General features: G+C 69.0%; 39 protein-coding genes and 2 tRNA genes. 21 read left to right on the forward strand and 20 right to left on the reverse strand.

All coding sequences use genetic code 11. The features are described from left to right. The first annotated feature begins 365 nt into the window (after positions 1 to 365). From lon to ACFOWB_RS14180, 3 genes are all read left to right on the forward strand, one after another. The gene (gene lon / locus ACFOWB_RS14170) at positions 366 to 2786 is read left to right on the forward strand and encodes an endopeptidase La (RefSeq protein WP_261402850.1); all 2421 of its coding nucleotides are present in this window, start codon (positions 366 to 368) and stop codon (positions 2784 to 2786) included. 235 nt (positions 2787 to 3021) lie between these two features. Beyond that, positions 3022 to 3297, forward strand: coding sequence for an HU family DNA-binding protein (locus tag ACFOWB_RS14175; RefSeq protein WP_261402851.1), 276 nt, complete (start codon positions 3022 to 3024; stop codon positions 3295 to 3297). A gap of 188 nt (positions 3298 to 3485) precedes the next feature. Then, positions 3486 to 3561: transfer RNA gene (locus ACFOWB_RS14180), tRNA-Val, on the forward strand. Between the two features lie 189 nt (positions 3562 to 3750). Here ACFOWB_RS14180 and ACFOWB_RS14185 read toward each other — a convergent pair. Beyond that, positions 3751 to 4581 carry a hypothetical protein gene (locus ACFOWB_RS14185; RefSeq protein WP_261402852.1) on the reverse strand — a complete coding sequence of 277 codons (831 nt, stop codon included), beginning with the start codon at positions 4579 to 4581 and terminating at the stop codon, positions 3751 to 3753. A gap of 256 nt (positions 4582 to 4837) precedes the next feature. Continuing rightward, entirely contained in the window at positions 4838 to 5671 is an 834-nt protein-coding gene (locus ACFOWB_RS14190) for a hypothetical protein (protein ID WP_378147921.1), read from the reverse strand. 420 nt (positions 5672 to 6091) lie between these two features. Between ACFOWB_RS14190 and ACFOWB_RS14195 the strand changes: the two genes are divergently transcribed. Next, positions 6092 to 6168 (forward strand) — tRNA-Asp (locus ACFOWB_RS14195). A 100-nt stretch (positions 6169 to 6268) separates the two neighbouring features. Here ACFOWB_RS14195 and ACFOWB_RS14200 read toward each other — a convergent pair. The 18 genes from ACFOWB_RS14200 to ACFOWB_RS14285 form a co-directional block, all read right to left on the reverse strand. Then, positions 6269 to 7474 (reverse strand): hypothetical protein, encoded by a 1206-nt coding sequence (locus ACFOWB_RS14200; RefSeq protein ID WP_261402854.1) that lies wholly within the window; start codon positions 7472 to 7474, stop codon positions 6269 to 6271. Beyond that, entirely contained in the window at positions 7467 to 7763 is a 297-nt protein-coding gene (locus ACFOWB_RS14205) for a hypothetical protein (protein ID WP_261402855.1), read from the reverse strand. The genes ACFOWB_RS14200 and ACFOWB_RS14205 overlap by 8 nt, the downstream gene beginning before the upstream one ends. Next, entirely contained in the window at positions 7760 to 8875 is a 1116-nt protein-coding gene (locus ACFOWB_RS14210) for a DUF5131 family protein (RefSeq protein WP_378147924.1), read from the reverse strand. The genes ACFOWB_RS14205 and ACFOWB_RS14210 overlap by 4 nt, the downstream gene beginning before the upstream one ends. Continuing rightward, positions 8868 to 9113: a hypothetical protein gene (locus tag ACFOWB_RS14215; RefSeq protein ID WP_261402858.1), complete on the reverse strand. Its 246-nt coding sequence runs from the start codon at positions 9111 to 9113 to the stop codon at positions 8868 to 8870. The genes ACFOWB_RS14210 and ACFOWB_RS14215 overlap by 8 nt, the downstream gene beginning before the upstream one ends. Beyond that, complete coding sequence (locus tag ACFOWB_RS14220) at positions 9106 to 9507, reverse strand: hypothetical protein (protein WP_261402859.1); 402 nt, start codon at positions 9505 to 9507, stop codon at positions 9106 to 9108. The genes ACFOWB_RS14215 and ACFOWB_RS14220 overlap by 8 nt, the downstream gene beginning before the upstream one ends. After that, positions 9504 to 9734: a hypothetical protein gene (locus ACFOWB_RS14225; protein WP_378147927.1), complete on the reverse strand. Its 231-nt coding sequence runs from the start codon at positions 9732 to 9734 to the stop codon at positions 9504 to 9506. The genes ACFOWB_RS14220 and ACFOWB_RS14225 overlap by 4 nt, the downstream gene beginning before the upstream one ends. Next, positions 9727 to 10050 carry a hypothetical protein gene (locus ACFOWB_RS14230; RefSeq protein ID WP_261402861.1) on the reverse strand — a complete coding sequence of 108 codons (324 nt, stop codon included), beginning with the start codon at positions 10048 to 10050 and terminating at the stop codon, positions 9727 to 9729. The genes ACFOWB_RS14225 and ACFOWB_RS14230 overlap by 8 nt, the downstream gene beginning before the upstream one ends. 2 nt (positions 10051 to 10052) lie before the next feature. After that, positions 10053 to 10334 (reverse strand): hypothetical protein, encoded by a 282-nt coding sequence (locus ACFOWB_RS14235; protein WP_378147929.1) that lies wholly within the window; start codon positions 10332 to 10334, stop codon positions 10053 to 10055. Between the two features lie 3 nt (positions 10335 to 10337). Then, the gene (locus ACFOWB_RS14240; RefSeq protein WP_261402863.1) at positions 10338 to 10484 is read right to left on the reverse strand and encodes a hypothetical protein; all 147 of its coding nucleotides are present in this window, start codon (positions 10482 to 10484) and stop codon (positions 10338 to 10340) included. Next, complete coding sequence (locus tag ACFOWB_RS14245) at positions 10481 to 10783, reverse strand: hypothetical protein (protein WP_378147933.1); 303 nt, start codon at positions 10781 to 10783, stop codon at positions 10481 to 10483. The genes ACFOWB_RS14240 and ACFOWB_RS14245 overlap by 4 nt, the downstream gene beginning before the upstream one ends. Continuing rightward, positions 10780 to 11295, reverse strand: a complete 516-nt coding sequence (locus ACFOWB_RS14250) for a hypothetical protein (protein ID WP_261402865.1) — start codon at positions 11293 to 11295, stop codon at positions 10780 to 10782. Before ACFOWB_RS14250 ends, ACFOWB_RS14245 begins: the two co-directional genes overlap by 4 nt. After that, a complete protein-coding gene (locus ACFOWB_RS14255) occupies positions 11292 to 11816 on the reverse strand; it encodes a DUF3310 domain-containing protein (RefSeq protein WP_261402866.1) in 525 nt (174 codons plus the stop codon). Before ACFOWB_RS14255 ends, ACFOWB_RS14250 begins: the two co-directional genes overlap by 4 nt. Then, the gene (locus tag ACFOWB_RS14260; protein WP_378147936.1) at positions 11813 to 12229 is read right to left on the reverse strand and encodes a helix-turn-helix domain-containing protein; all 417 of its coding nucleotides are present in this window, start codon (positions 12227 to 12229) and stop codon (positions 11813 to 11815) included. Before ACFOWB_RS14260 ends, ACFOWB_RS14255 begins: the two co-directional genes overlap by 4 nt. Before the next feature lie 3 nt (positions 12230 to 12232). Continuing rightward, complete coding sequence (locus tag ACFOWB_RS14265) at positions 12233 to 12430, reverse strand: hypothetical protein (protein ID WP_261402869.1); 198 nt, start codon at positions 12428 to 12430, stop codon at positions 12233 to 12235. Continuing rightward, entirely contained in the window at positions 12423 to 12779 is a 357-nt protein-coding gene (locus ACFOWB_RS14270) for a hypothetical protein (RefSeq protein WP_261402870.1), read from the reverse strand. Before ACFOWB_RS14270 ends, ACFOWB_RS14265 begins: the two co-directional genes overlap by 8 nt. Next, positions 12776 to 13006, reverse strand: coding sequence for a hypothetical protein (locus ACFOWB_RS14275; protein WP_261402871.1), 231 nt, complete (start codon positions 13004 to 13006; stop codon positions 12776 to 12778). Before ACFOWB_RS14275 ends, ACFOWB_RS14270 begins: the two co-directional genes overlap by 4 nt. A 78-nt stretch (positions 13007 to 13084) precedes the next feature. Further along, complete coding sequence (locus ACFOWB_RS14280; RefSeq protein ID WP_378147940.1) at positions 13085 to 13465, reverse strand: hypothetical protein; 381 nt, start codon at positions 13463 to 13465, stop codon at positions 13085 to 13087. A gap of 42 nt (positions 13466 to 13507) precedes the next feature. After that, complete coding sequence (locus ACFOWB_RS14285; RefSeq protein ID WP_378147942.1) at positions 13508 to 14110, reverse strand: LexA family protein; 603 nt, start codon at positions 14108 to 14110, stop codon at positions 13508 to 13510. A 93-nt stretch (positions 14111 to 14203) separates the two neighbouring features. On the opposite strand from ACFOWB_RS14285, the gene ACFOWB_RS14290 reads away from it, so the two are divergent. The 17 genes from ACFOWB_RS14290 (at position 14204) to ACFOWB_RS14370 (ending at position 25222) form a co-directional block, all read left to right on the forward strand. Beyond that, on the forward strand, positions 14204 to 14434 hold the full coding sequence (locus ACFOWB_RS14290) for a helix-turn-helix domain-containing protein (protein WP_378147944.1): 231 nt from the start codon (positions 14204 to 14206) through the stop codon (positions 14432 to 14434). A gap of 172 nt (positions 14435 to 14606) precedes the next feature. Beyond that, positions 14607 to 15074 (forward strand): phage regulatory CII family protein, encoded by a 468-nt coding sequence (locus ACFOWB_RS14295; protein ID WP_261402876.1) that lies wholly within the window; start codon positions 14607 to 14609, stop codon positions 15072 to 15074. Then, complete coding sequence (locus tag ACFOWB_RS14300; protein ID WP_261402877.1) at positions 15071 to 15460, forward strand: hypothetical protein; 390 nt, start codon at positions 15071 to 15073, stop codon at positions 15458 to 15460. The genes ACFOWB_RS14295 and ACFOWB_RS14300 overlap by 4 nt, the downstream gene beginning before the upstream one ends. Then, a complete protein-coding gene (locus ACFOWB_RS14305) occupies positions 15457 to 15708 on the forward strand; it encodes a hypothetical protein (protein WP_261402878.1) in 252 nt (83 codons plus the stop codon). The genes ACFOWB_RS14300 and ACFOWB_RS14305 overlap by 4 nt, the downstream gene beginning before the upstream one ends. A 2-nt stretch (positions 15709 to 15710) precedes the next feature. Beyond that, positions 15711 to 16067, forward strand: coding sequence for a hypothetical protein (locus ACFOWB_RS14310; RefSeq protein ID WP_261402879.1), 357 nt, complete (start codon positions 15711 to 15713; stop codon positions 16065 to 16067). A 44-nt stretch (positions 16068 to 16111) separates the two neighbouring features. Then, entirely contained in the window at positions 16112 to 17062 is a 951-nt protein-coding gene (locus ACFOWB_RS14315; protein ID WP_378147948.1) for a DUF2303 family protein, read from the forward strand. Between the two features lie 2 nt (positions 17063 to 17064). Further along, the gene (locus tag ACFOWB_RS14320) at positions 17065 to 17631 is read left to right on the forward strand and encodes a hypothetical protein (protein WP_261402881.1); all 567 of its coding nucleotides are present in this window, start codon (positions 17065 to 17067) and stop codon (positions 17629 to 17631) included. A gap of 67 nt (positions 17632 to 17698) precedes the next feature. After that, positions 17699 to 18469 (forward strand): hypothetical protein, encoded by a 771-nt coding sequence (locus tag ACFOWB_RS14325; RefSeq protein ID WP_261402882.1) that lies wholly within the window; start codon positions 17699 to 17701, stop codon positions 18467 to 18469. Then, positions 18466 to 18780, forward strand: coding sequence for a hypothetical protein (locus ACFOWB_RS14330; RefSeq protein WP_261402883.1), 315 nt, complete (start codon positions 18466 to 18468; stop codon positions 18778 to 18780). The genes ACFOWB_RS14325 and ACFOWB_RS14330 overlap by 4 nt, the downstream gene beginning before the upstream one ends. Further along, positions 18777 to 20267, forward strand: a complete 1491-nt coding sequence (locus tag ACFOWB_RS14335) for a DNA cytosine methyltransferase (protein WP_378147951.1) — start codon at positions 18777 to 18779, stop codon at positions 20265 to 20267. Before ACFOWB_RS14330 ends, ACFOWB_RS14335 begins: the two co-directional genes overlap by 4 nt. Then, the gene (locus ACFOWB_RS14340) at positions 20264 to 21058 is read left to right on the forward strand and encodes a hypothetical protein (protein WP_261402885.1); all 795 of its coding nucleotides are present in this window, start codon (positions 20264 to 20266) and stop codon (positions 21056 to 21058) included. The genes ACFOWB_RS14335 and ACFOWB_RS14340 overlap by 4 nt, the downstream gene beginning before the upstream one ends. Continuing rightward, positions 21055 to 21939, forward strand: coding sequence for a DNA adenine methylase (locus ACFOWB_RS14345; protein WP_261402886.1), 885 nt, complete (start codon positions 21055 to 21057; stop codon positions 21937 to 21939). The genes ACFOWB_RS14340 and ACFOWB_RS14345 overlap by 4 nt, the downstream gene beginning before the upstream one ends. After that, entirely contained in the window at positions 21936 to 22631 is a 696-nt protein-coding gene (locus ACFOWB_RS14350; RefSeq protein ID WP_378147954.1) for a hypothetical protein, read from the forward strand. The genes ACFOWB_RS14345 and ACFOWB_RS14350 overlap by 4 nt, the downstream gene beginning before the upstream one ends. After that, positions 22628 to 22825 (forward strand): hypothetical protein, encoded by a 198-nt coding sequence (locus ACFOWB_RS14355; protein WP_261402888.1) that lies wholly within the window; start codon positions 22628 to 22630, stop codon positions 22823 to 22825. Before ACFOWB_RS14350 ends, ACFOWB_RS14355 begins: the two co-directional genes overlap by 4 nt. After that, entirely contained in the window at positions 22822 to 23256 is a 435-nt protein-coding gene (locus tag ACFOWB_RS14360) for a hypothetical protein (protein WP_378147956.1), read from the forward strand. The genes ACFOWB_RS14355 and ACFOWB_RS14360 overlap by 4 nt, the downstream gene beginning before the upstream one ends. Next, on the forward strand, positions 23253 to 24374 hold the full coding sequence (locus tag ACFOWB_RS14365) for a helix-turn-helix domain-containing protein (protein ID WP_261402890.1): 1122 nt from the start codon (positions 23253 to 23255) through the stop codon (positions 24372 to 24374). The genes ACFOWB_RS14360 and ACFOWB_RS14365 overlap by 4 nt, the downstream gene beginning before the upstream one ends. A 17-nt stretch (positions 24375 to 24391) precedes the next feature. Next, positions 24392 to 25222 carry a hypothetical protein gene (locus tag ACFOWB_RS14370; RefSeq protein ID WP_378147959.1) on the forward strand — a complete coding sequence of 277 codons (831 nt, stop codon included), beginning with the start codon at positions 24392 to 24394 and terminating at the stop codon, positions 25220 to 25222. Positions 25223 to 25322: the final 100 nt, after the last annotated feature.

Genomic DNA, 25322 nt, shown 5'->3' on the forward strand with positions numbered 1-25322 from the left:
GACGGACGCGCCCGCCTCGTCGACAGCCGCGGCGGCTCAGACAACGTCGTATCGAGCATGCGTTTCGTCCGCAGATCTACCTATAAGCTCGGGCGCGTCGCGCGCCGGGGGAACCACAGGCCTTTCGGGCGAAACATTCTGTCCCATGGCGTGAGGCTGTCGCGTTCTTGACACGTCATGGGGTGGTGGCCACCTAATCGACATCCGGCCGCCCGCCCTCGTCGAGTCTTGGCGGGCCGGCCGCTCCCTCCGGGCGACGGACTAAGCGAGGCCTGCCAAGGCTCGCGCCACCGCCGCGCCGACCATGAGGCTCTTCCGCGCGCGTCCTCCCACGCACGGGCCGAGCCGGCGAAAGGATTGCCGAAATGACCGCCAAGTCGCGCTCTTCCGCAACGGCCGAAGTCCGCCCCGTCCTGCCGCTTCGCGACATCGTCGTCTTCCCGCACATGATCGTGCCGCTCTTCGTCGGGCGGGAGAAGTCGATCCGCGCTCTCGAAGAGGTGATGAAGGCCGACAAGCCGATCCTGCTCGCGACCCAAAAAAATTCGACCGACGACGATCCGACCGCCGACGCGATCTACGACGTCGGCACGCTCGCCTCGGTGCTCCAGCTGCTGAAGCTGCCCGACGGCACCGTAAAGGTGCTGGTCGAGGGGCAGTCGCGCGGCCGCGTGCTTGGCTACACCGACCGGACCGAGTTCTACGAGGCCGAGATCGAGCCGGTCGAGGACGAGATCGAGAAGCCCGTCGAGACCGAGGCGCTGGCGCGCTCCGTCGTCAGCGACTTCGAGAACTACGTAAAGCTGAACAAGAAGGTCTCGCCCGAAGTGGTGAGCGCCGTCAGCCAGATCGAGGAGCCCTCCAAGCTCGCCGACACGGTCGCCTCGCATCTTGCGGTCAAGATCCCCGAGAAGCAGAGCGTGCTCGAGATCACGGACGTGTTCGCGCGTCTGGAGAAGGTGCTGTCGCTGATGGAGAGCGAGGTCTCGGTCCTTCAGGTCGAGAAGCGCATCCGCACGCGCGTCAAGCGCCAGATGGAGAAGACGCAGCGCGAATACTACCTGAACGAGCAGATGAAGGCGATCCAGAAGGAGCTCGGCGACGACGACGGCCGGGACGATCTGGCCGAGCTCGAAGAGCGCATTGCCAAGACCAAGCTCACCAAGGAAGCGCGCGAGAAAGCCGACGCCGAGTTCAAGAAGCTGCGGCAGATGAGCCCGATGTCGGCCGAGGCCACCGTCGTGCGGAACTATCTCGACTGGCTGCTGTCGATCCCGTGGGGCGTGAAGTCCCGCGTGAAGAAGGACCTGCCGGCCGCCGAGGCGATCCTCGAGTCCGATCACTTCGGCCTCGAGAAGGTCAAGGAGCGCATCATCGAGTACCTGGCGGTCCAGAGCCGGGCCAACAAGCTCACGGGTCCGATCCTGTGCCTCGTCGGGCCTCCCGGCGTGGGCAAGACCTCGCTCGCCAAGTCGATCGCCAAGGCCACCGGCCGCGAATATGTCCGCATGTCGCTCGGCGGCGTGCGCGACGAGGCCGAGATCCGCGGCCATCGCCGGACCTATATCGGCTCGATGCCCGGCAAGGTCATCCAGTCGATGAAGAAGGCCAAGAAGGCCAACCCGCTCTTCCTGCTCGACGAGATCGACAAGATGGGCATGGACTTCCGCGGCGACCCGGCCTCTGCGCTGCTCGAGGTCTTGGACCCCGAGCAGAACCACACCTTCGCCGACCATTACCTCGAGGTCGACTACGACCTGTCGAGCGTGATGTTCGTGACGACGGCGAACACGCTGAACATCCCCGGCCCGCTGATGGACCGGATGGAGATCATCCGGATCGCCGGCTACACCGAGGAGGAGAAGGTCGAGATCGCGCGGCGGCACCTGCTGCCTGAGGTTCTCAAGAAGCATGGTCTGGCCGAGAAGGAGTTCTCGGTCGAGCCGGCCGCGCTCCTGACGGTGATCCGCCGCTACACCCGCGAGGCGGGCGTGCGCAATCTCGAGCGCGAGCTCGCCAACCTCGCCCGCAAGGCGGTCAAGGAGCTCGTGCTCGCCAAGTCGAAGAAGAAGTCGATCAAGGTCACCGAGGCCAAGCTCGCCGACTATCTCGGCGTGCCGCGCTATCGCTACGGCGAGATCGACTCCGAGGACCAGGTGGGCGTCGTCACGGGCCTCGCCTGGACCGAGGTCGGCGGCGAGCTGCTCACGATCGAAGGCGTCATGATGCCCGGCAAGGGCAAGATGACGGTGACGGGCAACCTGAAGGACGTGATGAAGGAATCGATCTCGGCGGCGGCGTCCTACGTCCGCTCGCGCGCGGTCGATTTCGGGATCGAGCCGCCTCAGTTCGACAAGCGCGACATCCACGTTCACGTGCCCGAAGGCGCGACGCCCAAGGACGGTCCCTCGGCGGGCGTGGCGATGGTGACGGCCATCACCTCGGTCATGACCGGCATCCCGGTCCGCAAGGACGTGGCGATGACGGGCGAGATCACGCTGCGGGGCAGGGTGCTGCCCATCGGCGGGCTGAAGGAGAAGCTGCTCGCGGCGGTCCGCGGCGGGATCAAGACGGTGTTGATCCCGGAAGAGAACGCCAAGGACCTCGCCGACATCTCCCAGTCGGTGAAGTCCAAGCTCGAGATCGTGCCCGTGCGCGTCATGGACGAGGTCCTGAGCCGCGCGCTGGTCCGTCGTCCCGAGCCGATCGAGTGGGACGAATCGCGGGCCGAACCGGCCGCGCTCAAGACGATCGAGGACGATCAGGCGGGCATGCGCGCCCACTGAGTCTTCAGGGATTTGGCGTCCCAAACCGGGACGTTTGGCGCCGAAATACCGCATTTGAGGCCCGGAGCCCCGCTCCGGGCCTCTTTTGCGTCGTCATCCACCGGGAATCCGTTCGAAAAAGAGAGAAAATCGCCGGTTCGTCCTTGCGCTTCCCGCGATTCCGTTAAAGGGTGCGCGCCTTATTCCTGCGGCCCCGCGACTCCGGTCGGGTCCCGTGGCTCTTACGGAGGACACTATGAACAAGTCTGATCTGATCGCCGACGTCGCCGACAAGTCCGGCCTCACCAAGCTCGACGCCGCCAAGGCGGTCGACGCGACCTTCGACGCGATCATCGCGACGCTGAAGAAGGGCGACGAGGTTCGCCTCGTCGGTTTCGGCACCTTCGCGGTCGTCAAGCGCGCAGCCGGCGTCGGCCGCAACCTGCGCACCGGCGAAACCATCAAGATCCCGGCGTCCAAGACCCCGAAGTTCAAGGCCGGCCAGGCCCTGAAGGACGCCGTCAACGGCTGAGGACGGGGTCGGGGGCCTGTCGGGCTCCCGGAACGTTCGCACGGATGACGGGCCGATAAGGCCCGGTCGTCGAAAAAGGGCGGAAGCGATCCCTCGCTTCCGCCCTTTTGCGTGCGGGGCGGCCCTGCTGCGGCGTCGAGGCCATATGGCCTTCCGCCGCGTTTTCTGCGAAGCAGACACGCGCGGCCGGGCGGTTAGCTCAGTTGGTAGAGCATCTCGTTTACACCGAGAGGGTCGGCGGTTCGAGCCCGTCACCGCCCACCACGGCGCTTCCAGGGAGCCTGCGACCGCCGCCGGCGGGCCAGCCCCCGAAATCGCCCCCGAAACGTTTCAGAGCGCCCTGTCGACGCTGAGCGGCAGGGAGGCGACCTCTCTGGCCTTCGACCGCGCCGCGCTCCGCCTCTCGCGCGGAGCGATGCGCTTGATCAGGCCCCGATGTTCGACATGCGGCTCTCAGCACTGGGCCGACACATAGAAGACGAGGCTCGTCAGAGACGCGTTTCCCCCAAAGAGGGTATAGGTCTGAACAGTGATCGTGTTTCCGTTCGCCGAGGCGGATGCGAGGTATGGGCCTCCTGCAATCGTGGCCTGGACGACGCAGTCCGTGACGTCCCGGTCGACGACGATGTTGTAAAAGCCGGCGGTGATCCGCTGCGTCGACACGATCCGGGTCGTCGCCCGATATGCGGTCCCGTTGGAATCCATATAGGCCGCGATCTGGGGGGCGTAGTAGCCGACGACGTCGGCGATGGCGTGGGCGTATCGCTTGGAATAGATCGCCATCCGTCCGTCGCCCAGGCCGACGATGGGGTTTCCGGTCGCGGTCGCGGTCTGTGGATATGCGAGCGCGATGACGCCGGGGTTCGGGGTTCCGGCCGCAAAGGCCGTGAAGAAGCCGGCCGAGGACGCGTTCGAGGCTCTCAGCAAAATGGCGACCGACGTCGCCGAGGCCGGAACGCCGCAACCGCCTGCCTTGCCGCCCTGCGTCTCGAAGCCGGCTGCGCCCGTCACCTGGAAGGTTCGGGTCTGAAGCCCCTGTATGGCGCCGCCTGCGCCGGCCTCCGCGGTGTTCAGCAGCCGGCAGGGCGCGACGGGGACGAAGACCTGCTCCATCGGCGTCGGGGTCGGCACGCCCACGACTGGAAGCGGCGGAGCCGCCTCCGCGCTCGGCTCCGGACGGCGGTCTTTTCCGTTGTTGTTGGGCGCAGCCTGGGCCAGCGCTCCTGAGACCGCAAGGAGCAACGCCGCGACGTAAGCCGCAGTGATCTTTAGCCTGCTTCGCATTGCGCTTCTTTCTTCAGATCGGCGTTTGAAGCCGAAGCCTAAAGCGCGACGCTGAAGCGCAATATCTGTGGAAGTACGTAGATCGGGATCGGGCCGGATTTGGCGGCGGACCGAGCGCCGCCCCGGCGAGCGTGCGTGCCGGAGAGAAACCGTCGGGCGCGAGGCGAGGCCGGATGACGGCGCGGCGGCGACGCCCAGGACGTCGCCGCCGTACAATCGCTGATGACGTCACAGACGTCTGCGGCTCAAATGGCGCTCAGCACTTCGCTGAGACGTTGTGATAAAGATCGATAGGACTCGCTGTGCCGTTGCTTATCGACCAAGTCTGAACATAAATACTGTTGCCGGACGGGTAGGCGCTGGCATAGTAATATCCGCCATCGATATTCACGTGAACCGAACAGAGTTGCAGGTTTCGGTCTGTTTCGATCTGATAGGAGCCCGTTCCGAGCTTCGACGTCGCGAGGATGCGCGTCGTGGCGGCGTAAGCGGTGCCGTCGTAGTTCATGTAGACTTGGATCTGAGGCGCATAGTAGCCGACGACGTCAGCGATGGCGTGGGCATACCGCTTCGAATAGATCGACATCATCCCGCCGTTCCCGAGGGCGACAATGGGATTGCCGGTCACGGTCGTGTTCTGCGGATAGGCGAGGGCGATCACGCCGGGGTTCGGAGTTCCGGCCGCGAACGCGGTGAAGAAACCGGACGACGACCCGTTCGAGGCCCTCAGCACGATGGCGACCGACGTCGCGGAGGCCGGCACCCCGCAGCCTGCGCTGTTCCCGCCCTGCGCCCCGAAGCCGCTCGAACCCGTCACTTGGAAGGTGCGGGTCTGAAGCCCCTGGATGGCGCCGCCGGCGCCGGCCTCTGCAGTGTTGAGCAGACGGCATGGCGTGACGGGCACGAACACCTGCTCCATCGGGGCCGGCATCGGCGCGCCGGTGACGGGCAAAGGCGGCGCCGCTTTCGCGCTCTGAGGGGCAAGGCCGCCCCGCCCGACATTGTTCGGCGCGGACTGGGCGAACGCGCCGTCGACCGCGAAGAGCAGGGTGAGGACGCAAGCGGCGCTGATTTTCATTTTATTGCGCATGCCAACCACCTTGAGCGTTGGGGACAAGCCGTCAGCATAAGTTGCGCAATATTGTCTTTATATACGTGGGAATACGTAAACCAGCGGTAATGGATTGTTGCGTCTCTCTTGTGATCAATTGAATTCTAGGGTGCCGTCAGGATTATGGTCAGTATCAGTGACGTGTTATTTTGGCGTAAGTCGATAAGCGTGCGCGCTGACTTTTCGTTTTCATGTCGAACACACGAGGTCGGCGCAGGGGAGCCGTGAGGCGGCGGCGCCGATCGCCCGCAAGCGCCTGCGCCGGCACGACTTACGGATGTAAGGAAAGCGATTTCCACGGCCGCCGAGAGCCATCTTTCGCGATGCGTCGAAGGCCGCTTGACACGCCCCGGCGGCTCCCGTACCAACCGGCCTCTCTCCGGGGCCGAGCCCCGGTTCGGGGGTGTAGCTCAGTCGGTTAGAGCGCCGGCCTGTCACGCCGGAGGCCGCGGGTTCGAGTCCCGTCACTCCCGCCAACGTCTTCTTGGGTTCCCGGTGACAGCGGGGCCCAAAGTTCAAACTCTCCCAGCCAGCAAGTTCAGACTTTTTGAGCCCGTTCCGTTCCGGCGGCGGGCTTTAGGCGTTGCCGTCGCGGCGTTTGATGCGGCCCTTGATGCGCGCCTTGGCGACGTCGCGGAGCGGCGCGAGCTCGATCGGCGCATAGGTCTCGAAAAGCTGATTCGAATTCGACAGCGTGTTGCCCATCGCGCGGCTGAGCTTCTCGGCCGTCGTGTCGCCGGCGATCGCCTCGACGGCGCCGGATCGGCGCATGTCGCTCATCTTGCGATTCTCGGCCGCGCCGAACACCGCCGTGCGGACCTCGCGGAAATCCTCGGCGAGCTTGTCCTTCGTGAAGGGCCGCGACGGCCAGGGTCGGCCGCCGGCCTTGCCCGTCGGCTCGGCGCGGGTGCGGAAGATCTCCGCGTCGGGGTGAAGCTCGAAACCGAGGCTCGCCATATAGGCGTCGAGGATCGCGGTCGCGCGGCGGCTCAGGACGGCGCCCACGGGCGTTTCGGTCTTTTCGCGGGCGGTGACGAAGAACGTCCCGCCGAAGCCGTCCACGCGCCGCTGCGAGCGCTTGAGCTGGCGGACGTCGACCGGCGACATCTGCGTGTCCCACATGACGGCTAGGGCGGCGGCGAGGCCGCAATGGCCCATGCGCCACGAGGCCTTCACGAGGCGCACCGCCTCGCCATGAGACCATGTGTCCGCGCGGCCTTTCGCGGCGCTGTTGCGGACGCCGAGCGAAGGGTCGGCGTCGCGCTCGCATAGCTTCATCGCGGCCATGACCTTCCAGAGCGCGCGCCAGATCTTCATCGCGCGGTGGGCTTCGCGCAGGCCGTGCTTCTCCTCGACGAAGACGCGCCAGGCGTCCATCTGCTCGAAGCGGATCGAGGAGGGGCGCACGTCGCCGAAGAACGGCTTGATGCGCATCCATCCGCGCCACCAGTCGTCGCGGGTCGCGGGCTTCTTGACCGCGCTCCACTGGCTGGTCTTGCGATAGCGCGTGAACGCCCACCCGACCGTGTTCGGCGGCCAGACGATCGCGCTCTCGGCCTGGTCGCGCGTCACCCTAGCGTCGAGATGAGCGGTCGGCGGCTGCTCGCGGCCGGTGCGGACCGCCTCCCATTTGGAGGCCCAGAGCTTGGCGACCGTCCATGCGTCCGGCCCGTCCTTGCCGCAGGATACGAGCTTGAAGCCGAGCGCGCGCATCTTGGCGGTCGGCTGCCAATAGCCCCGGCCCTTGATGACGGCGTAGTAGGGGATCTTGACGTTACCCACGCCGCGCCGCCTCCAGCCGCGCCATCACGACGTCATCAGCGTCGCGCGCGCTGGCGGGGGCGGTCAAGCCAATGGCGAAGAGATGCGGGTTCCGACGCTTGCGCCAGGCGTCGATCGCCTCGAGGTCGTAGTTTCCGGTCGTCGGGTCCGCCGGGGGAAAGCCGCGGGAGAGCAACTTCGGCAGAAGCGTCTCAAAATCGGCGAGCGTGAGGCCCATGCGCCGCGCCGCCTTCTCGGCCGGCACGTCGCCCGGATCGACCCGATAGCGCATGACTGCCGCGGCGCTCATACGCTGGGCTCCGGATAGGCGTCGTGGATCACGCCGTCGAGCGTGCGGCCGGCTGCCTTCTTGCCGACGCGTTCGATGAAAGCCGCGCCGGCTTCTGGATAGAGCTCCTCGCGGCGCGCGACGTGGGGATGCCCGGCCAGGCATCGCCAGCCGGACCGGGGATTGCCGGCGGCCTGTTCGGGCGTCGACGGCGCCCATTCGCCCCACTGCTTGAAAAGGAAGGGCACGCCGGCGGCGGCGCAGCGATCGCGCAAGGAGCGGGCCCAGTCGGGGTGCATTGGCCTTGCTCCAGGGCCGCTCTCGCCTCCTGTCACGACCCAGCGGAGGCCGGGGCCTATCATTGTGGCGGCCGCCCGCACCAACGCGTCAAGCGCAGGAGAGCGAACGTTGTCCGGGTGGTGATGAACCTCGGGGATTGCTGCGCTCGGGTCGACCGGCCCGAGCAGCGGCTCGGCCGACCACCAGGTGAGCCACCCCGCCTTCGCGAGCGGTTTTACCGCCGTCCATCGCTCGTCGAACCGCTCCTGATCCTCGGCGCTAAAACCGAGCCAGACGTTGGGGAGAGGCGCGTGGCCAATCACGGTTTTCAGATCGAGCAGGACGTCGGGGCGAGAACCGCGACCCGGGATCTGAATCCCTTCGATCGACGCCGTGACGAGATCGTTTCGGGCGTTGAGCGCGCGGACATAGTTGCGCATCCGTTTCGGCCGCTTGGTGAGCAGCTGGAACACATGCTGCGGGCAGAGCGCCATGACGGCGAAGACGCGGTCGAGCATCTCGTCGGTGACGAAGTCGGCGAAGAGGTCGGTCATGGAGCCGACGAAGATCTTGCGCGGGCGCCGCCATTTGAGCGGCGCGGCGAGCGCGCGTTCGTCAACGAAGATATCGACGTCGCCGCGGTGGCCGGGCTTGTAGGGCAGGCCGGTGCCAAGCCGGCGGTTCATCGGCTCGGCGTAGCATTTGGCGCAGCCGGGCGAGACCTTCTCGCAGTGCCAGCCGGTCTTCATCTCCGCGAGATCGCCGGGCTCGGCGCCGGGCAACTTGACGGCGCGCACGGCCCGGATCGGGTTCCAGCTGGCGTCGGTCCACTCGATCGAGGTGCGGTCAGCCATGGGCGGCCTCCGGCATCTGCTCGTCAATTTTCTCTTTGAGCGTCTCGTAAGTGGTGGGCGTGACATAGAGTTGGTCGGCAAGCAAAACGCCGCCGCCGTCTTCAACGACGGCCGTTTCTTGCGTGAGTGGATCCGTGATCTTGGTGCCGGGCTCGACCTTGTTGATCCGGACACCGTTGTAGAAGCCGAACCCAAGGCCATAAAAGTTGAGGAAGCCGTAGCTCTTCTGGTCAGACATTGGGCGGATCCTGCATCATCTCTTCCGAGATCCACAGCATCGCCGCCGCAACCGACCTGAACCGAAGCGGTTCGCGCGGATGAGGGCGGTGCGGATTCCACCGCTCGTCAAACACGACGACAGCGCCCGGTTCGCCACGGATGCGGAACGCGCGTTCGCGCGCCTCGCCCTCAGTCTCCGACGTGCTGCTGCCGGGGTTCGCCTCAAGCCAGGCTCTGATCCGTCCAGGACATTGACGGGCTGACACGTCCCAGTGGCCAGAGTTGCGCCGATAGACGGTGAAGCCTCGAGGAAAGAAGGGCTGCGCGGCGTCGAAGTAATGCTTCTCGAGCGTGTGCTCGCGCGCGCGCCGCTGCGCTGCGTTCAGCTTCTCGTCGATGGTCAGGTCGCTCACCGCCGTCCTCCGGCGCGGGCCTTGAGGTCCGCCGCGACGCCGGCGGCGACCTCTTCGGCCCATTGGGCGTCGCTCGGCGGGGCGGGCTCGGCCGGCAGCGCCGGCCAGCCGAGATAGTCGGCCTCGGCGGCGCGCAACGCGCGGCGGCCGAGTTCGGCCTCGCGGTCCGGGTTCGACCCGAACAGCGTGCGGTCCTTCAGGGTGAGCGACATGCGCGGGTCAGACATGGTCGACCCCGTCGAAGTCGTCGTCTTCGGGCGCGGGCAACGTCAGTCGCGAAGGCGACCGATAGGGCCGGTTCTGGCGCATCACCGTCGCCTCGTCGGTGAGCGTGAACGAGAAGATCGAGGCCCCGCCGTAAAAGTGCGTGCGCCAGCCGTTCGCGGTCGGGTCGCCGTCGACCGGCACGTCGATCCGCAGGAGCTTGGCGCCGAAGCGCTCTTCCTCGCGCGTTCGTCCGGCATGGCTGCGATGGCCGAAGATCTCGACCAGCGCCCAATCCCAGCCTTCTTCTTCCACGCCCTCGGTCACAGGTTCTGCCATTGTCAGCCTCTCTCGTGGACCCACGCGGCGCGGCGACCGCGCGGCGTCTTGAAGACGGAGTCCCGTTCCTGGCCGGTGGTCTCCCGCCGCACATGCAGGCCGAGCTCGAAGGTTTCGGAACGCGTGCGATCGGGGATTCCGACGCCCGCAAGGACGTTGCTCGCGACGGTCTCGGCGCGGGAGCGGTCGGCTTGGGTCCAACTGGACACCGGCTTCGGACGGCGGGTGAGCCGGTCCCAAAGGACCACGCTCGCGTGCCAGAGGGGCGCGCCGCCGAAGAACACCGCTCACTCCATGCCGACGTTGAGCGTCAGCATCACGCTGGCGTCGTCGAAGGGCGCAGGCAGCCGCCAACCAAACGCCGTGTTGGCGCACTCCTCCGGCGCGAAGCACGGATTGCGGCGGGCGAGCTTCTGCTGATGTTCGAGGGTCATCGGACCTCCGGGCGGTCGCCGACCTTCGCCAGCGCCTGGCGGGCGCTTGCGCTCTGTCGGTCGTAGGTTTCGAGGAAGGTTTGGGCCGCGCGATAGATCGGCGTGAGGATCTGCTCGGTCGCGCGGCGCTCGGACGAGTTGAAGAGCGTCGGGTCGAGGATCGCGCCGACGCTGTCCATGCTGCGCTGCTCGGCGAAGAACCGGTCGAGCGTGTCGCGATGCTCGCGGATCAAGCCGGCGACGACGCCGAGGGTGACGTTGAGGCCCCGCAGGGCCTCGGTCGCTTCGGAGCGGGTCATCGCGCCGACTCCCCGCGCAGCTCGGCGAGCGTCGGCAACAGGATCGGCTCGAAGCCCCGGGCCTGGTTGACGAGGCTGTCGGCGAAGCCGGCCCACCGGTCGTTCGTGCGGCCATGGATCGCCTTCTCCATGTGGTCGGCGCAGCGCTTGAGCAGCAGGACCGCGCGCAGCAGCTCCTCGCGCTCCTCCTCGGTCGAGTCCTCGACCACGCCGCCCGTTTCGATCGAGCCGTTCATGCGCGCGGCGAGCGCCTTGCGATCGGCCTCGCCAAGCCGCTCGACGGCGTAAGCGAGATGGGCCCGGAGGTTCTCGTTCTCGCGGTCGCAGAGGTCGTAATCGTCCTTCGAATAGACCTTCTCGCCGTCGGGCGAGACGACGCGCGGATGCTCGAGCATGAAGGCGAGGCTTTCGGTCAGGTCCTTCATGACCCGCCGCGCCGCGGCCTTCTCCCAGACGTGGCCGGCGAGAAGCTTGCGGGCCTCCTCGACGAGGATGTCGTAGCGCGACGTCATGCGGCGGCTCCCGCGTGAATACGGTCGGCGGCCTTGCGCAGCGCGGCGACGATCGGCGCGTCGGGGTCGAGATCGGCGAGGACGATGTCGAGCGCGGCGCCAGAGCTTCCCAGCCAGAGCTGGCCGCGGCGGGCGTTCATCACGGCTGTCGTGGCGTCGCCGTCGAAGTCCTCCGCGGGCACGCGCTTCAGCGCCTCCGCAAGCGTGATGGCTGGGCCGGGCTCGTGCGACGGCCGGTCGATCGATGCGCCGTCGGACTTCACGCCGCGCGTGAGCTGGAAGCCAAAGGCCTCGAACCGCTCAAGCGTTTCGGGCGACTTCAGCGTCAGCGCGTGGATCAGGAAGGCGATCGTCTTGGCGAGGTCCTGCGCCTCATGGGCGCCGCCGTCCTTGTGCTTGGCGCGGAAGAGATATTGCGCGGCCTGCGTCTCCCAGCGGTCGAGCTCGAAGGCGTCGATCACCTGGGCGAGCTCGAAGCCGCCGCGGCGGTAGTGCGAGGGCGAGTTGACCGCCGAGTTCACGCCGCGCGCTCCTGGCCGGCGAGCGCCGCGACGAGGTTCTTGACCAGCGCCCTGTGCTTCATGCTGAGCGCCGCGACGTCGCGGATCAGCGCCGGGTCGCTCGCGACCAGAGTGAAAATGACGGCGTCGCTTCCGTCCTTGGCCGCGGTTTCGGCGTCCCCGTAGAACCATTCGATCGGGCGGCCGCAGCTTCGCGCGATCGCAGTCAACCTGCTCGGGCCGCAGCGGTTCACGCCCTTTTCGTATTTCTGCAGCTGCTGGAACGTGACGCCGATCTCGGCGGCAAGCTTCTCCTGAGAGAAACCGGAGAGCTTGCGGGCGACGCGGATGCGCGCGCCAAGCGCGACGTCGACGGGGTCGGCGACGAGGCCGCTCGGCTTGGCGACGATGGGGCGGGCGAGGGTCTGCAGCATGGCTCAAAAGCCCTTCACGAGGGTGAGGCGCGGCGCCGGGCGGCGGAGCGCGAAGACGGACGGATGCGGAGCGGAGGCCGCGAGCCGCGGCCGGGCCGCGGGCGCCTGACAAGCGCAGGGCGCGAAGGTGACTTCGCCGGCCTCGCGGACAAGGCGGGCGCCGAGGCCGTCGCAGGATCGGCAGACGAAACGCTCAGACATGCGCGACCTCCCCATGCGCGCGCCAAATGCGGGCCGGGGCGAGGCCCGCGGCGGCTACATGGACTGGGTGCATGGCGCGCAGGATGGCGCGGCGCAGCGCGTTGCGGGGCCGCGGGGTCGAGTGGCCGAGCGCGGCCCGGATCTCGGCCGCGGAGCGGCGGGCGAGCGGCGCGAGGTCGAGACGCGGAAGGGCGGCGACCTCGTCAAGCGCGAGCGCGGCGCTCACGGCGGCGAAGCGTTGGCCCTCACGGGCGGCGCGCAGGCCCTCGGCCGCGGCGTTGACCGCAAGCGCCGCAAGGGCGTCGCAGCCCACAGCGCCGGCGCCAACGGGCGTGATCGCCGCGCTCACGCGTCGAGCCTCCGGGCCTCGCGGCGCAGGCGCGCCAGCACGGTCTCGCGGTGCTCGGCGATCTCGGCCTTGGTGAAGCCGGCGAGCTCGAGGTCGCTCTCGTGCAGCTCGCCGCGGCGGAAGATCGCCGTGCGGGCGGCCTCGACCATGTCGGCGAGGGTGACGGCGGGGGAGCCGGGCGCGCGGACTTCCTTGGCGCGCGGCGCAGGCGACAGGCAGAGAGACATCGGCGGCTCCATCAGCGGTTGATGGAGCCATTTATACACATGCGTATAAGGGTGGCAATCAGAAAATACGCAAACGTATTATCTGATGGCGGAGTCGACGCTCATACGGGCTGCGCGTGCCTCGCTCTCCCGGCGGCGATCGTCCTCTTCTTGCCAAGCCGTTCGCGGTAATGGCGGACGCGGAGGCGACTGCGCCGGCTGCTGATGGCCGCCGATCTCCACCATGTCGGACGGCGCCACGAACATGAGGGCGCCCACACCGAAAAGCACCATTCCGCCGATCCAGACCAGCGCAAGGGCCGCGATGAAGCTGCTTGTTCCGACGCCGACGCCGGCGCTTGTCGTGCTGATCAGCCGTAGCCAAGTCTCGGCCATGAGCCATGCGAAACCGATGAAGCCCCAGGCCATGAAGAGGCTGGCGAAGATGGTCCGCCCTGCGCCCCATCCCGGCTTGATCACGTATCTCCGCCCGCTCTCCGCCACGCCCGGCCCCCCGTTGGCCTACATCAACAGCGTCGTCAGCTTCACTCGTCCGACGATTTTGGGGCTCAACCCCTGATCAGCATACAGCGTCGGATGCTCGAACGTCGAGACGGGCTCCCAGCGATCGGGGTTTGGTCGAAATCGCTTATAGGACGCTTCGCCGTCCTCGGTCGCCACCACGTAGCAAGCGTTCGCGACAAGCGTCCGATCCTTGCGGTTGACGAAGATGATCGACTCGGGCGGCGAAATTCGATCCATCGACGTGCCGTCCACGCTCAGCGCGATCCAGTCGCCCTTTGGATCGAGACCCATGGCGTAGGCCAGCGGATGATCGTCGCCGTCGAGCACGGCGTCGGGGATCGCGAGGCCGGAGGCGCTCACCCACGAGATGAGCGGCGCGGCGACGAGCTTCGACGCCAGTTCTATCGCGGCCGCCATCTTGTCCTCGCCGCGCAGCCTTTGCTCTAGCGCGCGGATCCTGTCCCGCTTCTCGCCGCGAGGGTCGCTGCCGGCCAGCCACCGGGAGACCGTCGCCTGCGTGGCCTCGAGCTCAACGGCCAGGCGATCCTGCTTCCAGCCGGTTTCCTTCAGAATCCAGTTGAGTGTTTGGCGCACGTCCATGCTCTCGACATACGTATGGGAATAACTGCCGTCCAATACGCTCGCGCATATTCCGCTTGTCGGAGTTGATACGAATGCGTATAAGGATCGGCCATGAACGTAATCTCGGCCATCCGGAAACGCCTCCGCGTGTCGCAGTCCGATCTCGCAGTGATTGCGGGGACGACGCAGGCGACCGTGTCGCGTTGGGAGAGCGGAGATCTTCATCCTGATCTTCCGCAGATGGCGGCGATCCGAGAGGCGGCGCAGGGGCGCGACGTCGAGTGGGACGACGCCTGGTTTTTTACGCCTGCGCCCGCGCCTCCGACCGAGGCCGCGGCATGACCCCGTTTTCCGAGGCCCGTGAGGGCGTGCCTGGCGTTTCCTCCCTCACTTGCGGGCGGGGCTTCGGCCCCGCCCGTCTTTCGCCTCGTCGTCACCGCGCAACCCTCCGTGTCGCCAAGGTTGTGGCGCCGCAGGGGGCGCCCGTCACTGAGCAAACGCAAAAGGATTGCGCATGACCGGCGCGCGCCAGCTCCCCGAGCGCGACTACCTTGCGCTGAAGGCCGAAACCCGCGCGCTCGTGAAGCGCTGCGGCGGCCAGGAGGCGGCGGCCGCCTCCACCCGCGTCAGCCACCAGGCGCTGTCGCGCTACGGCGCTCTGGAAGACGCGCCGAACTTCGCGCCGATCGACGTCGTCGCCGACCTCGAGGCCGAGATCGGCGAGCCCGTGGTCTCGCGCGCGCTCGCCGGACTGCTCGGCTTCACCCTCGTCAAGGTGGAGGCCGGCGCGCAGCTCACGCCCGCGCAGCGCTTCGCCCGGGTGATGAAGGAGACCCACGAGGTCAACGCCGCCTTCGCCGACGCGCTGTCCGACGGGGCGATCGACGAGGCCGAGCGCCGCGCGATCACCCGCGAGGCCCGCGACGCGATCGGCGAGCTCGAGCGCCTCATCGTCGCGCTCAATCTGGACGCGCCGCAATGACCCCGCGCGAGGCCGGGCTGCGCGCCCGCGAGATGATTGCGGCCGAGCGCGAGCGCCAGGTCGCGGGCGAAGGCTATTCGGCCGCGCACGACGATCGGCATCGCAACGGCTCGCTGCTCGCGGCCGCGCGCATCTATCTCCACCACGGGACCGACGGGCCCGCGCCGCTTGGGCCGGACGGGCAGGCGCTCGTTTGGCCGTGGGAGCCCGATAGCTTCAAGCCGCGCGACCGGATCTCGAACCTCGTGCGCGCCGGCGCGCTCTGCAAGGCCGAGATCGCGCGGCGCGTGCGCGCCGGGATCTCGACGGTGCCGGCCCATCACAAGCTGCAGGCGGCGATGGCCGAGCTCGCGCTCGCGCTGCGGGCCGCGGAGCCTTCGGCGTGAGCGCGGCATCTGACATTTCGAACGGCGCGCTGGAGCGTTCGCCGGAGACGGCGGCGAGGACGGGGATGGGGATCGCCAGCCTCGCCGCCGTCGCCCCTGCGGATCTCGCGCCCCTGCTGCGCGGCGAGGCGCGCGCCTGCGACGGCGCCGCGCTCGTCCTCGCACGCCGCCTCGGCCTGCCGCCGCTCGGCGTGCTCGCCGCCCTTCCACAAGCGCGGGCGCTCGCCCGCCAGAACGCCGGAGCCTGATGATGACGTCACGTCCGATCCGAAACTTTCTCGAACTGGTCGGCATCCTGCAGCGCGGCGTCGTCGCCGAGAAGCTCAACGAAGCGCTCGCGACGACGGTCGAGACGCTTCAGGCGCTGCCGGGCGGCAAGGGCAAGGCCGTCATCACGCTCACGGTCGAGGTCGCGTGCGATCAGGACCGGATCGACGTGCTGCCCGCGATCAAGTGCAAGCTGCCAGAGGACAAAGCCTTCGCCCGGACGCCGTTCTGGGCGTTCGAAGGCGCGCTGTCCACGCAGCATCCAAGCCAGATGGACATGTGGGGCGCGCCCCGAGACGCGACGGCGCCGCGCGCTGAGCCCGCCGCCGACCGCGCCTGATTGCGCGCTCGTCCTCCGCTTCCCCTGAGAGAAAGGAGCGCCCGATGGCGCAGAGAACGGAACTGCCCGACGACCTTCCGAAGACCGCCTCGGCGGTCGAAGCCATCGCCAAGCTGGCGCAGGCGGCCGACCACGCCCAGCTGCTGACCATCCCGACCGACGGCCTTGGTCCTGGCCTGCCGCCGGCGGTCCCGACCCTCTACGAGCCGCGCTCGCAGCGCCTCACCTCGCTGCGGCCGACGATCGAGGAGTTTCGGCAGGAGCCGCGGGCCCGCGAGGGCAAGGCGCTGGTGCTGACGCTCGCCTCGTTCATCGCGCTGATGAACCGGCACAAGGACGAGGACAGCGCGATCTTCGCTGAAACGCGTTGGCCGACCCCCAAGCTCACCGGCGTGGTCGACTATCACAAGCAGGACCACGCGCCGCGCCACGGCCGGCACACGGTCGTCTACGAGTTCCCGATCACCGAGGAGCTCAAGGCGTGGCAGGCCAATGACGGCGTGGCTATGGGTCAGCGCGAGTTCGCGGCCTTTCTCGAGGAGCACGCGGCCGAGCTCTCCGCCCCGTTCGATGGCGAGCGGCAGGAGTTCGAGGGCCTGTTCAAGGAGACCTTCGGCACGCCGTCCGAAGTTCTCGCGCTGTCGCGGGACCTCGAAGTGTATGTCGGCCAGCGTGTGAAGCGGCAGGAGCGGCTGTCCTCGGGCGAGCGTACGGTCGAGTTCGCAGAAGAGCACCAGAACGGCAACGGCCAGAAGGTCACAATTCCGGGCATCTTTATGGTGGCTGTGCCGGCCTTCGTGGACGGCGAGGCGGTCCGCATTCCCGCTCGGCTGCGCTACCGTCTCGGCGGCGGCGACATCAAGTGGTTCTACCAGCTTTATCGCTGGGAATTCTGGCTGCGCGAGCAGGTTCAGAACGACCTTGAGCGGGCGGGCAAAGAAACGGCCCTGCCGACCTTCGAGGGCGTGCCCGAAGCCCGTTTGACGGGTCTCTGACCATGTCGGCGGCCGAGGGCTTTTCCGCCGGTCAACGCGCCAAGCTCGGCGCGCTGACCGAGAGGCTGGCGCCGAACGACGCGGCGGCGCGGGCGGTGTGCCTCGCCGACGGGATCGGCGTGCGCCACCTCGCCCGCGCGATCGCGCGGCGGGCGCTCTCGGCCGACCCGCATCTCGCGCTCTGCGCCGTGCTGAAGGTCGACCCCGTGACCCTCGCGCCGCTCCGCGAGCTCGCCCGGCCGCCGCGCGCGGTCGCCGGGCCTGTCGCCTGGTGGCACCTCGCCGTCGGCCTCGTGATCAAGCGCGAGGTCGACCGTATCGCGATCCGCGACGCGGCGGCCCGCGTCGCGCTCTCGCCCGCCACCTTCGTGCGCGCCGAGCAGGGGCGGGCGGTCTCGACCGACGCGTTCTTCCGGCTCTGCGGCTTCCTCGATCTCCACCCGCATGACGCGACCGCGCGCGCGGGCGCCGACCCTCACGAGGTCGCGGCCGCGAATGTCGCCGTCACTAGCCATGTGCGGACCGCAGCGGCTGCGGGGCTGGGTTGTTTCACGGGAGACATTCGGTGAAACACGTTGATATCGCACAACTTTTCAAAAACGCGGCAGGGCTGGCCGCGGCGATCCGGGGGCGGCGATGAGCGTCCACTCGATCCTGTTCAAGGGCCCGATGGTCCGCGCGCTGCTCGACGGGACCAAGACGCAGACGCGGCGGGCGCTCAGCCGCTCGAACACGCTGTGGAACGGCGGCAGCTGGCCGTTCGGACGGGCTTTCGACGATCTCAACCGGCATCGCGCGTGGGTGGACGGCGGCCCGTCGCCTTCCGGTCATCCCGGCCCGTATCTGAAAGCGCCGTGGGCCGGCGAAGAGGAAGGCTCATGGGCGCGGATCTATCCCAAGGTCCAGCCCGGCGACCATCTCTGGGTGCGCGAGACCTGGTCGATCAGCTCGATCTATGACGGCTGCCGGCCGCGCGACCTCAATCCGGAGCGCGTCCCGCTCTGGTGCGGCATTCGCTACGCGGCGACGCAGGAGCGGCTCGGCATCAAGGACCGCGCCGCAATCCACATGCCGCGCTGGGCGAGCCGTCTCACGCTCGAGGTGACGGAGGTTCGCGTCGAGCGGCTTCAGGACATCAGCGAAGCCGACGCGATCGCGGAGGGCGTCGCCCAACGCAGAGACGGATGGTTCGCGGTCATCGATGAGCGCCGTGGGCTCACCGGGGCGGCGCCAGACGCTCGTTCGGCTTACGCGATGCTTTGGGACCGCATCAACGGCGCGGGCGCCTGGGACGCGAACCCGTGGGTCGCGGTCTACGGCTTCACGGTCCAGCGCCGCAACGTCGATCAGCCGAAGCCTGATCCGGACCCCGCCGACTGCTTCGACATCGAAGAGGTCGCCTCGTGAGCGCGGCGCTCGACGCGGCGGCGCGGGCGCTCGGCGAGGCCCGCAAGGTCCATGAGCGGCGGCCCGGCGACCTTCGCGCCGAGCTCGTATTCGAGCGGGCGCGGGCGGATTTCGAGGCCGCGCGCGCGGCCGAGGCCGAGGCTCGGGCGGCGACCGCGGACGCCAGGCGCGCGAGCCTCCGGGCCGAGATGGCCCGGCTCAAGCGGGAGTTCGAGGACCGGGCGCGGGCGCTGGTGGCGCGCGCCCGGCCGAAGCGCCGCCGCGCGCAGGCGCAGGCACTCGGGCCGCTGTTCGAGGGGAGGCCGTTTTGATCCGGTATCTCTCCGTCTGCTCGGGGATCGAGGCGGCGTCGGTCGCCTGGGAGCCGCTCGGCTGGACGCCGGTGGCGTTCTCCGAGATCGAGCCGTTCCCCTCCGCCGTGCTCGCCCATCACTGGCCGCACGTTCCGAACCTCGGCGACTTCACGACGATCGACGTCGACGCGCTGCCCGAGGTCGATCTGCTCGTCGGCGGGACGCCGTGCCAGGCGTTCTCGGTCGCGGGCGCGCGGCGCTCGCTCGCCGACGCGCGCGGCAACCTCTCCCTCGCTTACGTGGACCTCGCCCATGCGCTCGCCGCAAGACGATCTCTTCGCATGGCCGTCTGGGAAAACGTCCCCGGCGTCCTCTCCACCGCCGACAACGCCTTCGGCTGTTTCCTGGGAGCGCTTGTCGGGGCAGACGATGCCTTGCCTCAGCCGTTCGGGGGCCGATGGCCCGACGCGGGTCTGGCTTCCGGGCCACGGGCACGGGCGGCATGGCGGGTTCTCGACGCTCAATATTTCGGACTGGCCCAACGACGCCGCCGTGTGTTCGTTGTCGTCGATCTTGGAGGCGGGGCCGATCCCGCAGCGGTTCTTTTTGAGCCCGCGGGCCTGCGCCGGCATCCTCCGTCGCGCGGAGAAACGGGGCAAGACCTTGCCCCCACTCTTGGCGCGCGCGCTTCTCGCAGCAGCACGACAGACTTCGACCTTGACGGAGGACTGATCGCCAAACCGCTGCTGGCGGGCGGGCACGGCAACAATCCTCTCGACGAGAACCTGGTCGTCTTCGACACGACGCAGATCACGTCCGGCGAGAACCGCAGCAATCCTCGGCCTGGCGACCCGTGCCACACTCTCTCCGGTGAAGGGCACCCGCCGGCGTTGGCCTGCATTCCGATCGCCGAGAGCGGAAAGCGGACCGGAGCTTCCTCGACCGATCTGAAGGCCGGGGACGGCATCGGGCGTGATGGCGACCCGATGTTCACGCTGTCGACCGACAGCCGGCACGCCGTCGCGTTCAGCTTGCGCGGTCGTGAAGGTGGCGCCGTTCCTGAGGTCTCGTCGGATGGGTTAGCTCCGACAGTCCGGACGCCCGGCGGCGGCGCGTCGCACACCTTCGTCGCGCAAGCTTGGGGGCTTCGAAACGATGCCGCTCGAGACGGAGAAGCCAAGACGCCGAGCCTTGACGCAGAAGGGCGCGAGCGTCTCCGAGACGCAGGTTTTAACGTTTTGGAGGAGTGCGCTCCGACCCTCGATACTGGCGCAGCCCATTCGGTCGGTTCGGCCTCCGGTGTCCGCCGCCTGACGCCCGTCGAATGCGCGCGTCTGCAGGGGTTCGCCGACGACCACGCCGCGATCGTCTATCGCGGCAAGCCGGCGGCGGACGGGCCGCAATACAAGGTCTTCGGCAATTCGAAAGCCGTCTACGCCGTCCGCTGGCTCGGCGGCCGGATCGCCATGCATTGGCCTCAGGCGCTTCGCGAGGCCGCGGAATGACCCGGCTCAGCGGCACGCCCTATGACCGGCTGGCGGCGCCGGGATCGCTTTCGGAGACGCAGGCCCGCGCCAAGGACCGTACGGCGCGGATGGCGGCCGGCGGCGAGATGGTTCCGGCTGCGCGGCTCATCGCTGCGGAGGCGAAGGCGGCGGAGCGCTTGCGCGATCTCTCGGCCACGATCGCGCGGCTCGAGGCGACGCTCGCGCTGAAAAGCGCCCCGAAGGCCGACCCGGCGCAGGGCAGGCGGATCGCCGATCTCGAAGCCGCGCTTGGCCAGAGCAAGGCGGCGCTGCTCGCGGCCGAGACCGAGACCGCCCGGCTTAACGGCGAGGTGGCGGCGCTAAAGCGGCAGGCCGAGGAGGCTGCGGAGTTTAAGGCGCTCAGCCAGGCCAACGCCGCCGCGCGGCACGAGCGGCGCGTGGCGGCGCTCGAGGCGACGATCTCCGACCTCAAGACCCGGCTCGCCGCGGCGGCGTCTACGCCCGGGCGCGAGAGCGAGGTTTTGGGCGAGGTCACGCGGCTCGAAGCCGAGCTCGCGGCGGCGCGCCGGAGCGCGAGCGAGGCGATCGCCGACCGCGATCACGCACGGCGCGAGCGCGACCTTGCGGTCGACCGGCTGGCGCAGGACCTCGTCGCGCGCGCGGCCGAGGCGCTGGCGCGGCTTGGCGGCGCGAAGGTCGAGGCCGCGCCGAAGGCCAAGAGCGCGCCGTCCAAGAGCCCTTCTGGGAAGCCCGTGACGGCGGCGCCGAAGGGCAAGCCCTATGTCTGGCCGGCGGGGTACGGCAAGTGAGCGCGCCCGCACGGCCCGCGTTGCGCTGGCATGGCGGCAAGTGGCTGCTCGCGCCCTGGATCATCGCCCATCTGCCGCCGCATCGGGTCTATGTCGAGCCGTTCGGCGGCGCGGCCTCGGTGCTGCTGCGCAAGGAGTCGTCCTACGCCGAGATCTACAACGATCTCGACGACGAGGTGGTGGGGCTGTTTCGCGTGCTGCGCGAGCCCGCGAGCGCGGCCGAGCTCGAGCGGCGCCTGCGGCTCACCCCCTTCGCGCGGACCGAGTTCCGCGAGGCCTATGAGGCGACCGAAGAGCCGATCGAGCGGGCCCGGCGGCTCGTCATCCGCTCCTTCATGGGGTTCGGCTCGAACGCTCATGCGAGCCAGGCCAAGGGCCACCGCTCGACCGGGTTCCGCTCAAACGCGCATCGCAGCGGCACGACGCCGGCGTTCGACTGGATGAACTATCCGGACGCACTCGCGGCGATGACGGCGCGGCTCGCCGGCGTCGTGATCGAGAGCCGCGACGCGCGCGAGCTCATCGTCCAGCACGACCGGGCGGACACGCTGTTCTTCCTTGATCCGCCATACCTTCCAGAGACGCGCGCGCGGGGGAACCCGCATGACTTCCGCTGGCGAATGTATCGCCACGAACTCACGCGCGAGGACCATGCGGCCCTGCTGCAGCAGCTCCTCGGCCTCGCTGGCATGGTGGTGCTTTGCGGCTATCCGGCCGCGCTCTATGACGAGGCGCTCGCCGGCTGGCGGCGGATCGAACGGGCGGCTTTCGCCGACGGCGCGCGCGAGCGGACGGAAGTTCTCTGGATCAATCCTGCAGCAGCTCGCGCGATCGACCGCGCGCGCGGCGCCGGGACGCTGTTCGCGGAGGCCGCGGAATGAAGGCCCCCTCCGCACGCGGGCTGTTCCGCGCGACCGGCAAGACGGCGAGGCCCGTCGCAGTGCGCGACGAGGAGACTGGCGAATACGCCAAGGTGGCGGAGCGCCCGCGCAAAAAGGACGGGTTCGAGCCGACGCCCGCGGAGGCGACGGAAGCGTTCTGCGCCGCCGAGATCGACCGGCTGCGCGGCCGAAAAATCTGGGAGCCGGCGGCGGGCGACGGCGCGATGTTGCGCGTGTTCGCCGCCTTCGGCCTCGACGTCGTCGCGAGCGATCTTGTGGACCGCGGCTGCGGCGCGACCGTGCGCTCGTTCTTTGACTTCGCCGCGCCGCCGGCGCACGCAATCGTCACCAATCCGCCGTTTCACGAAAGCTCGTGGGGCCACGGCAAGGCGCGCTGGATCGGCCATGCGCTCGACAGGCTCGGCGTCGACTACATGGCGCTGCTGATGCCGTTCAACTGGTGCGGGGCGGGCGGGCTCGGCCCGCTCTGGTCGCGGCGGCCGCCGGCGCGCGTCTATCTGATGCGCTGGCGGCTCGACTTCACGGGGCAGGGCGCGCAGCCGGCGCTGCACGCCTGGTACGTCTGGGACGGGCCGACGGCCGAGGGCGACACGCGCCTCTTGATGCTCGACCGCGTCGTGCTCGGGCAGGGCGCGCTCTTCGGCGGCGAGCCGCTCGAGGGCGGATCATGACCACGATCCGCCGCCGAAAGATCTCCAGCGCGGTGCGCGCGATCCTGTCGATCGAGCCGATGCGTCGCCGATTCCGCACGCTGCATCCGCCGCGGCGCTATTCGGTGAAAGGGCTGCGGCCGCCGTTCCAGCTGGACGGCTACGTCACGGTCAGCGTCGCGCGGGTGCGCTGGGCCGAGCGAGGGTTTTCGTGAGCGCGCCCGCATACGCCGGCTATTCGCTGGACGGGCCCGAGACCCGCGAGGAGATGGCGGCCCGCCGCAAGGCCGCGTTGAAACGCATGGCGGCGGGCAAGCCGAAGCCTGCGGCCCGCGCCCCGGCGCCGAGCCATGCCGGCCTGCCGGAGTTCGCGATCCTCGCCGCGGGCGGCGGGCCTTACGCGCCCTCGGACGTCACGGCCGTCGTGGCGCGCGCGATCGCGCGGCCCGGCACGCAGGGCTTCGTCGACGCCGGCGCCTATTGGCTGCTCGGCCTCACCAGGATGACGCCCGAGAGCGTCGCCGAGCTGCTCGGCCTCGTGGGCGGGGAAGGCGCGCGCCGCGCGGCGGCGGCCTACGCCGAGGCCGCGGGACTGCCGGCGGTGCTGATCGCGCCGGACGACTTCAGACGCAGGGGACGAGCATGAGCGGGCCGCGTTATTCGGTGATCCCGGCGGGCGCGATCTGCGACCCGCGGCTGGACGGACGCTACGACCTGAAGGTGCTGGGGCTGCTCGGCACGCACAGCGACAATAGCGGCTGGTGCTATCGCAGCCAGGCCACCATGGCCGAGCAGCTCGGATGCGGCCGCGCGACCGTGCAGCGCGCGCTCGACCGGCTGGAAGAGTTCGGCTGGATCGAACGGCTGGCGCAGCTGCGCGACGACGGCGCGACCTCGGTCAACGCCTATCGCGTCGTGCTCGACGTGGAGGACGCCGACCCCCCCGCCTCACCGGTGAGGCGGGCCCGCCCGCCCTATGAGCGGGCGGGGGCCCGCCCGTTCCATGGGCGGGCGGGCATAAGAACGTCCCCTGAAAAAACGAATGGGAGAGAGAGCGCGGGCGCTGTCGGGCAGGACAGGCAAGGGGCTGGGCGAGAGGACGAGGGCGACGCCGAAGCGCGGCGCGAGGCGGCGCAGGCCGACGAGCGGGACGTGGAGGCGCGGCTCGCCGCCTTCCGGCCGATCTGGCCGACGACGCCGACCGACGACGCCATGTCGGTCGAGGCGGCGATGCGGGCGCTCGACCCCGAGAGCCGGGCCGAGGCGGTGGCGGGCGCGCCGGTGTTTCTCGCCGCGCTGAAGGCCGACCGCCGCAAGATCACCATCAGCGGCGAGACCTTCCTGCGGCGGCGGCGCTGGGAGCCGGCGGTCGAGGCCGCGAAGGCGCAGGCGGCGGGCGGTGGCGCGGCGCGGCCCGGCGCGACGGCGGCGGTGTTCGACCCGCTGACCAAGATCTGGTGGGCCGGGCAGCTGATGCGCGCCAAGGCCGGCGTGACGGGCTTCGAGCTTCGCAAGACCATCACGCTGGCGCAGAGCCGCGTGGGCTGGCGGCCGGCGAACCCGGAGGCTCGGGAGGCGGCCGAGACGCTGGCCGACACCTTGCGGCCGACGCCGAGCGACGGCGAGCGGGCGGGGCGCTGGTTCGCCTGGTTCCGGGAGCGCGGGGCTGATTTCGGCGTGCTTCTCAGCGGCAAGGCGATCTTCGTGTTCCTGCCGGACCACGACCCGCCGGACGAGGGCGAAGACGACGAGATGGTGGCTTGAGGCGGCGAGAGGCGGGGATGGCGATGACGGCGAAGAAGCCCAAGGGGTGGTACGGCAAAGCGGCGAAGGCCGACCGGCGCGAGAAGCGCGCTCGGCGGGCTCGGCTTGAGCAGGTGCATCGGGCGAAAAAGGGTTTGGGGCCGAGGTCGGCGCCTTCGCCCGAGGACAGGGCGGCCGCAGCCGAGCGCTCGGCGATTGCCATCGCCAAGGCCAAGGCCGAAGCCGACGAGATTGGCGCGCGGGTGGAGGCGAAGGCGGCGAACGGGCGCGAGGCGCGTGCTCGATCGGTCAAGGAATATGATCGTCAGGCAAGAGCGTTGCGGCGCGATCTTCAACCAAAGCTTTCGGGCGTCGATAGGGGTACGCCGCATACCCGACGACAGCACCGCAAGACGAGCTTTGAGCGGCTTTGCGATGAACGGGCCGTGACGGGCGACATGGCGCAGGCGGCGCAGGAGATCGAGCGCGTCTACCTCGCGATCTGCGGCGCCGTGGTGATCGGCGGACTTGGGTTGGAGCGAGGCGGTGGAGGTGGATCCGCGGGGCCGATCTCGGACGGGGTCGCGATGGCGCACGCCAGTCGGTACAAGCCTTGGGCCGACGAGATGGCTCGCATGCGAAAGGGTGGAGACTGGCCGTTCCTCGAGATCGTCATTGACGTGGTGGTTGACGGTCGAACCTTCCGAGACGTCGAAACTGAGAAGCGGATGCGCAACGGCGCGGCACGTCACGCGCTGTGTTGGGCGTTGCTGAAGTACGGCGTCATGGCGAGGTGGTGCGATGTCAGTGTCCTGCGGGAGTACGAGGATCGCTACGATGTCCACAGACGGGCGCTGAAAGCCGCTTGACGGCGGGGACGGAATAGGGCCTCTTTTCGATCAAATCGGGTTGTGCGCCCGCTTCGGTCCGGCGAGGCGGGCTTTTCTTTGCCCATCCGGTCGCTCACCC

The sequence above is a fragment of the Chenggangzhangella methanolivorans genome, from assembly GCF_042648545.1.
Taxonomy (GTDB): Bacteria; Pseudomonadota; Alphaproteobacteria; order Rhizobiales; family Methylopilaceae; genus Methylopila; species Methylopila methanolivorans.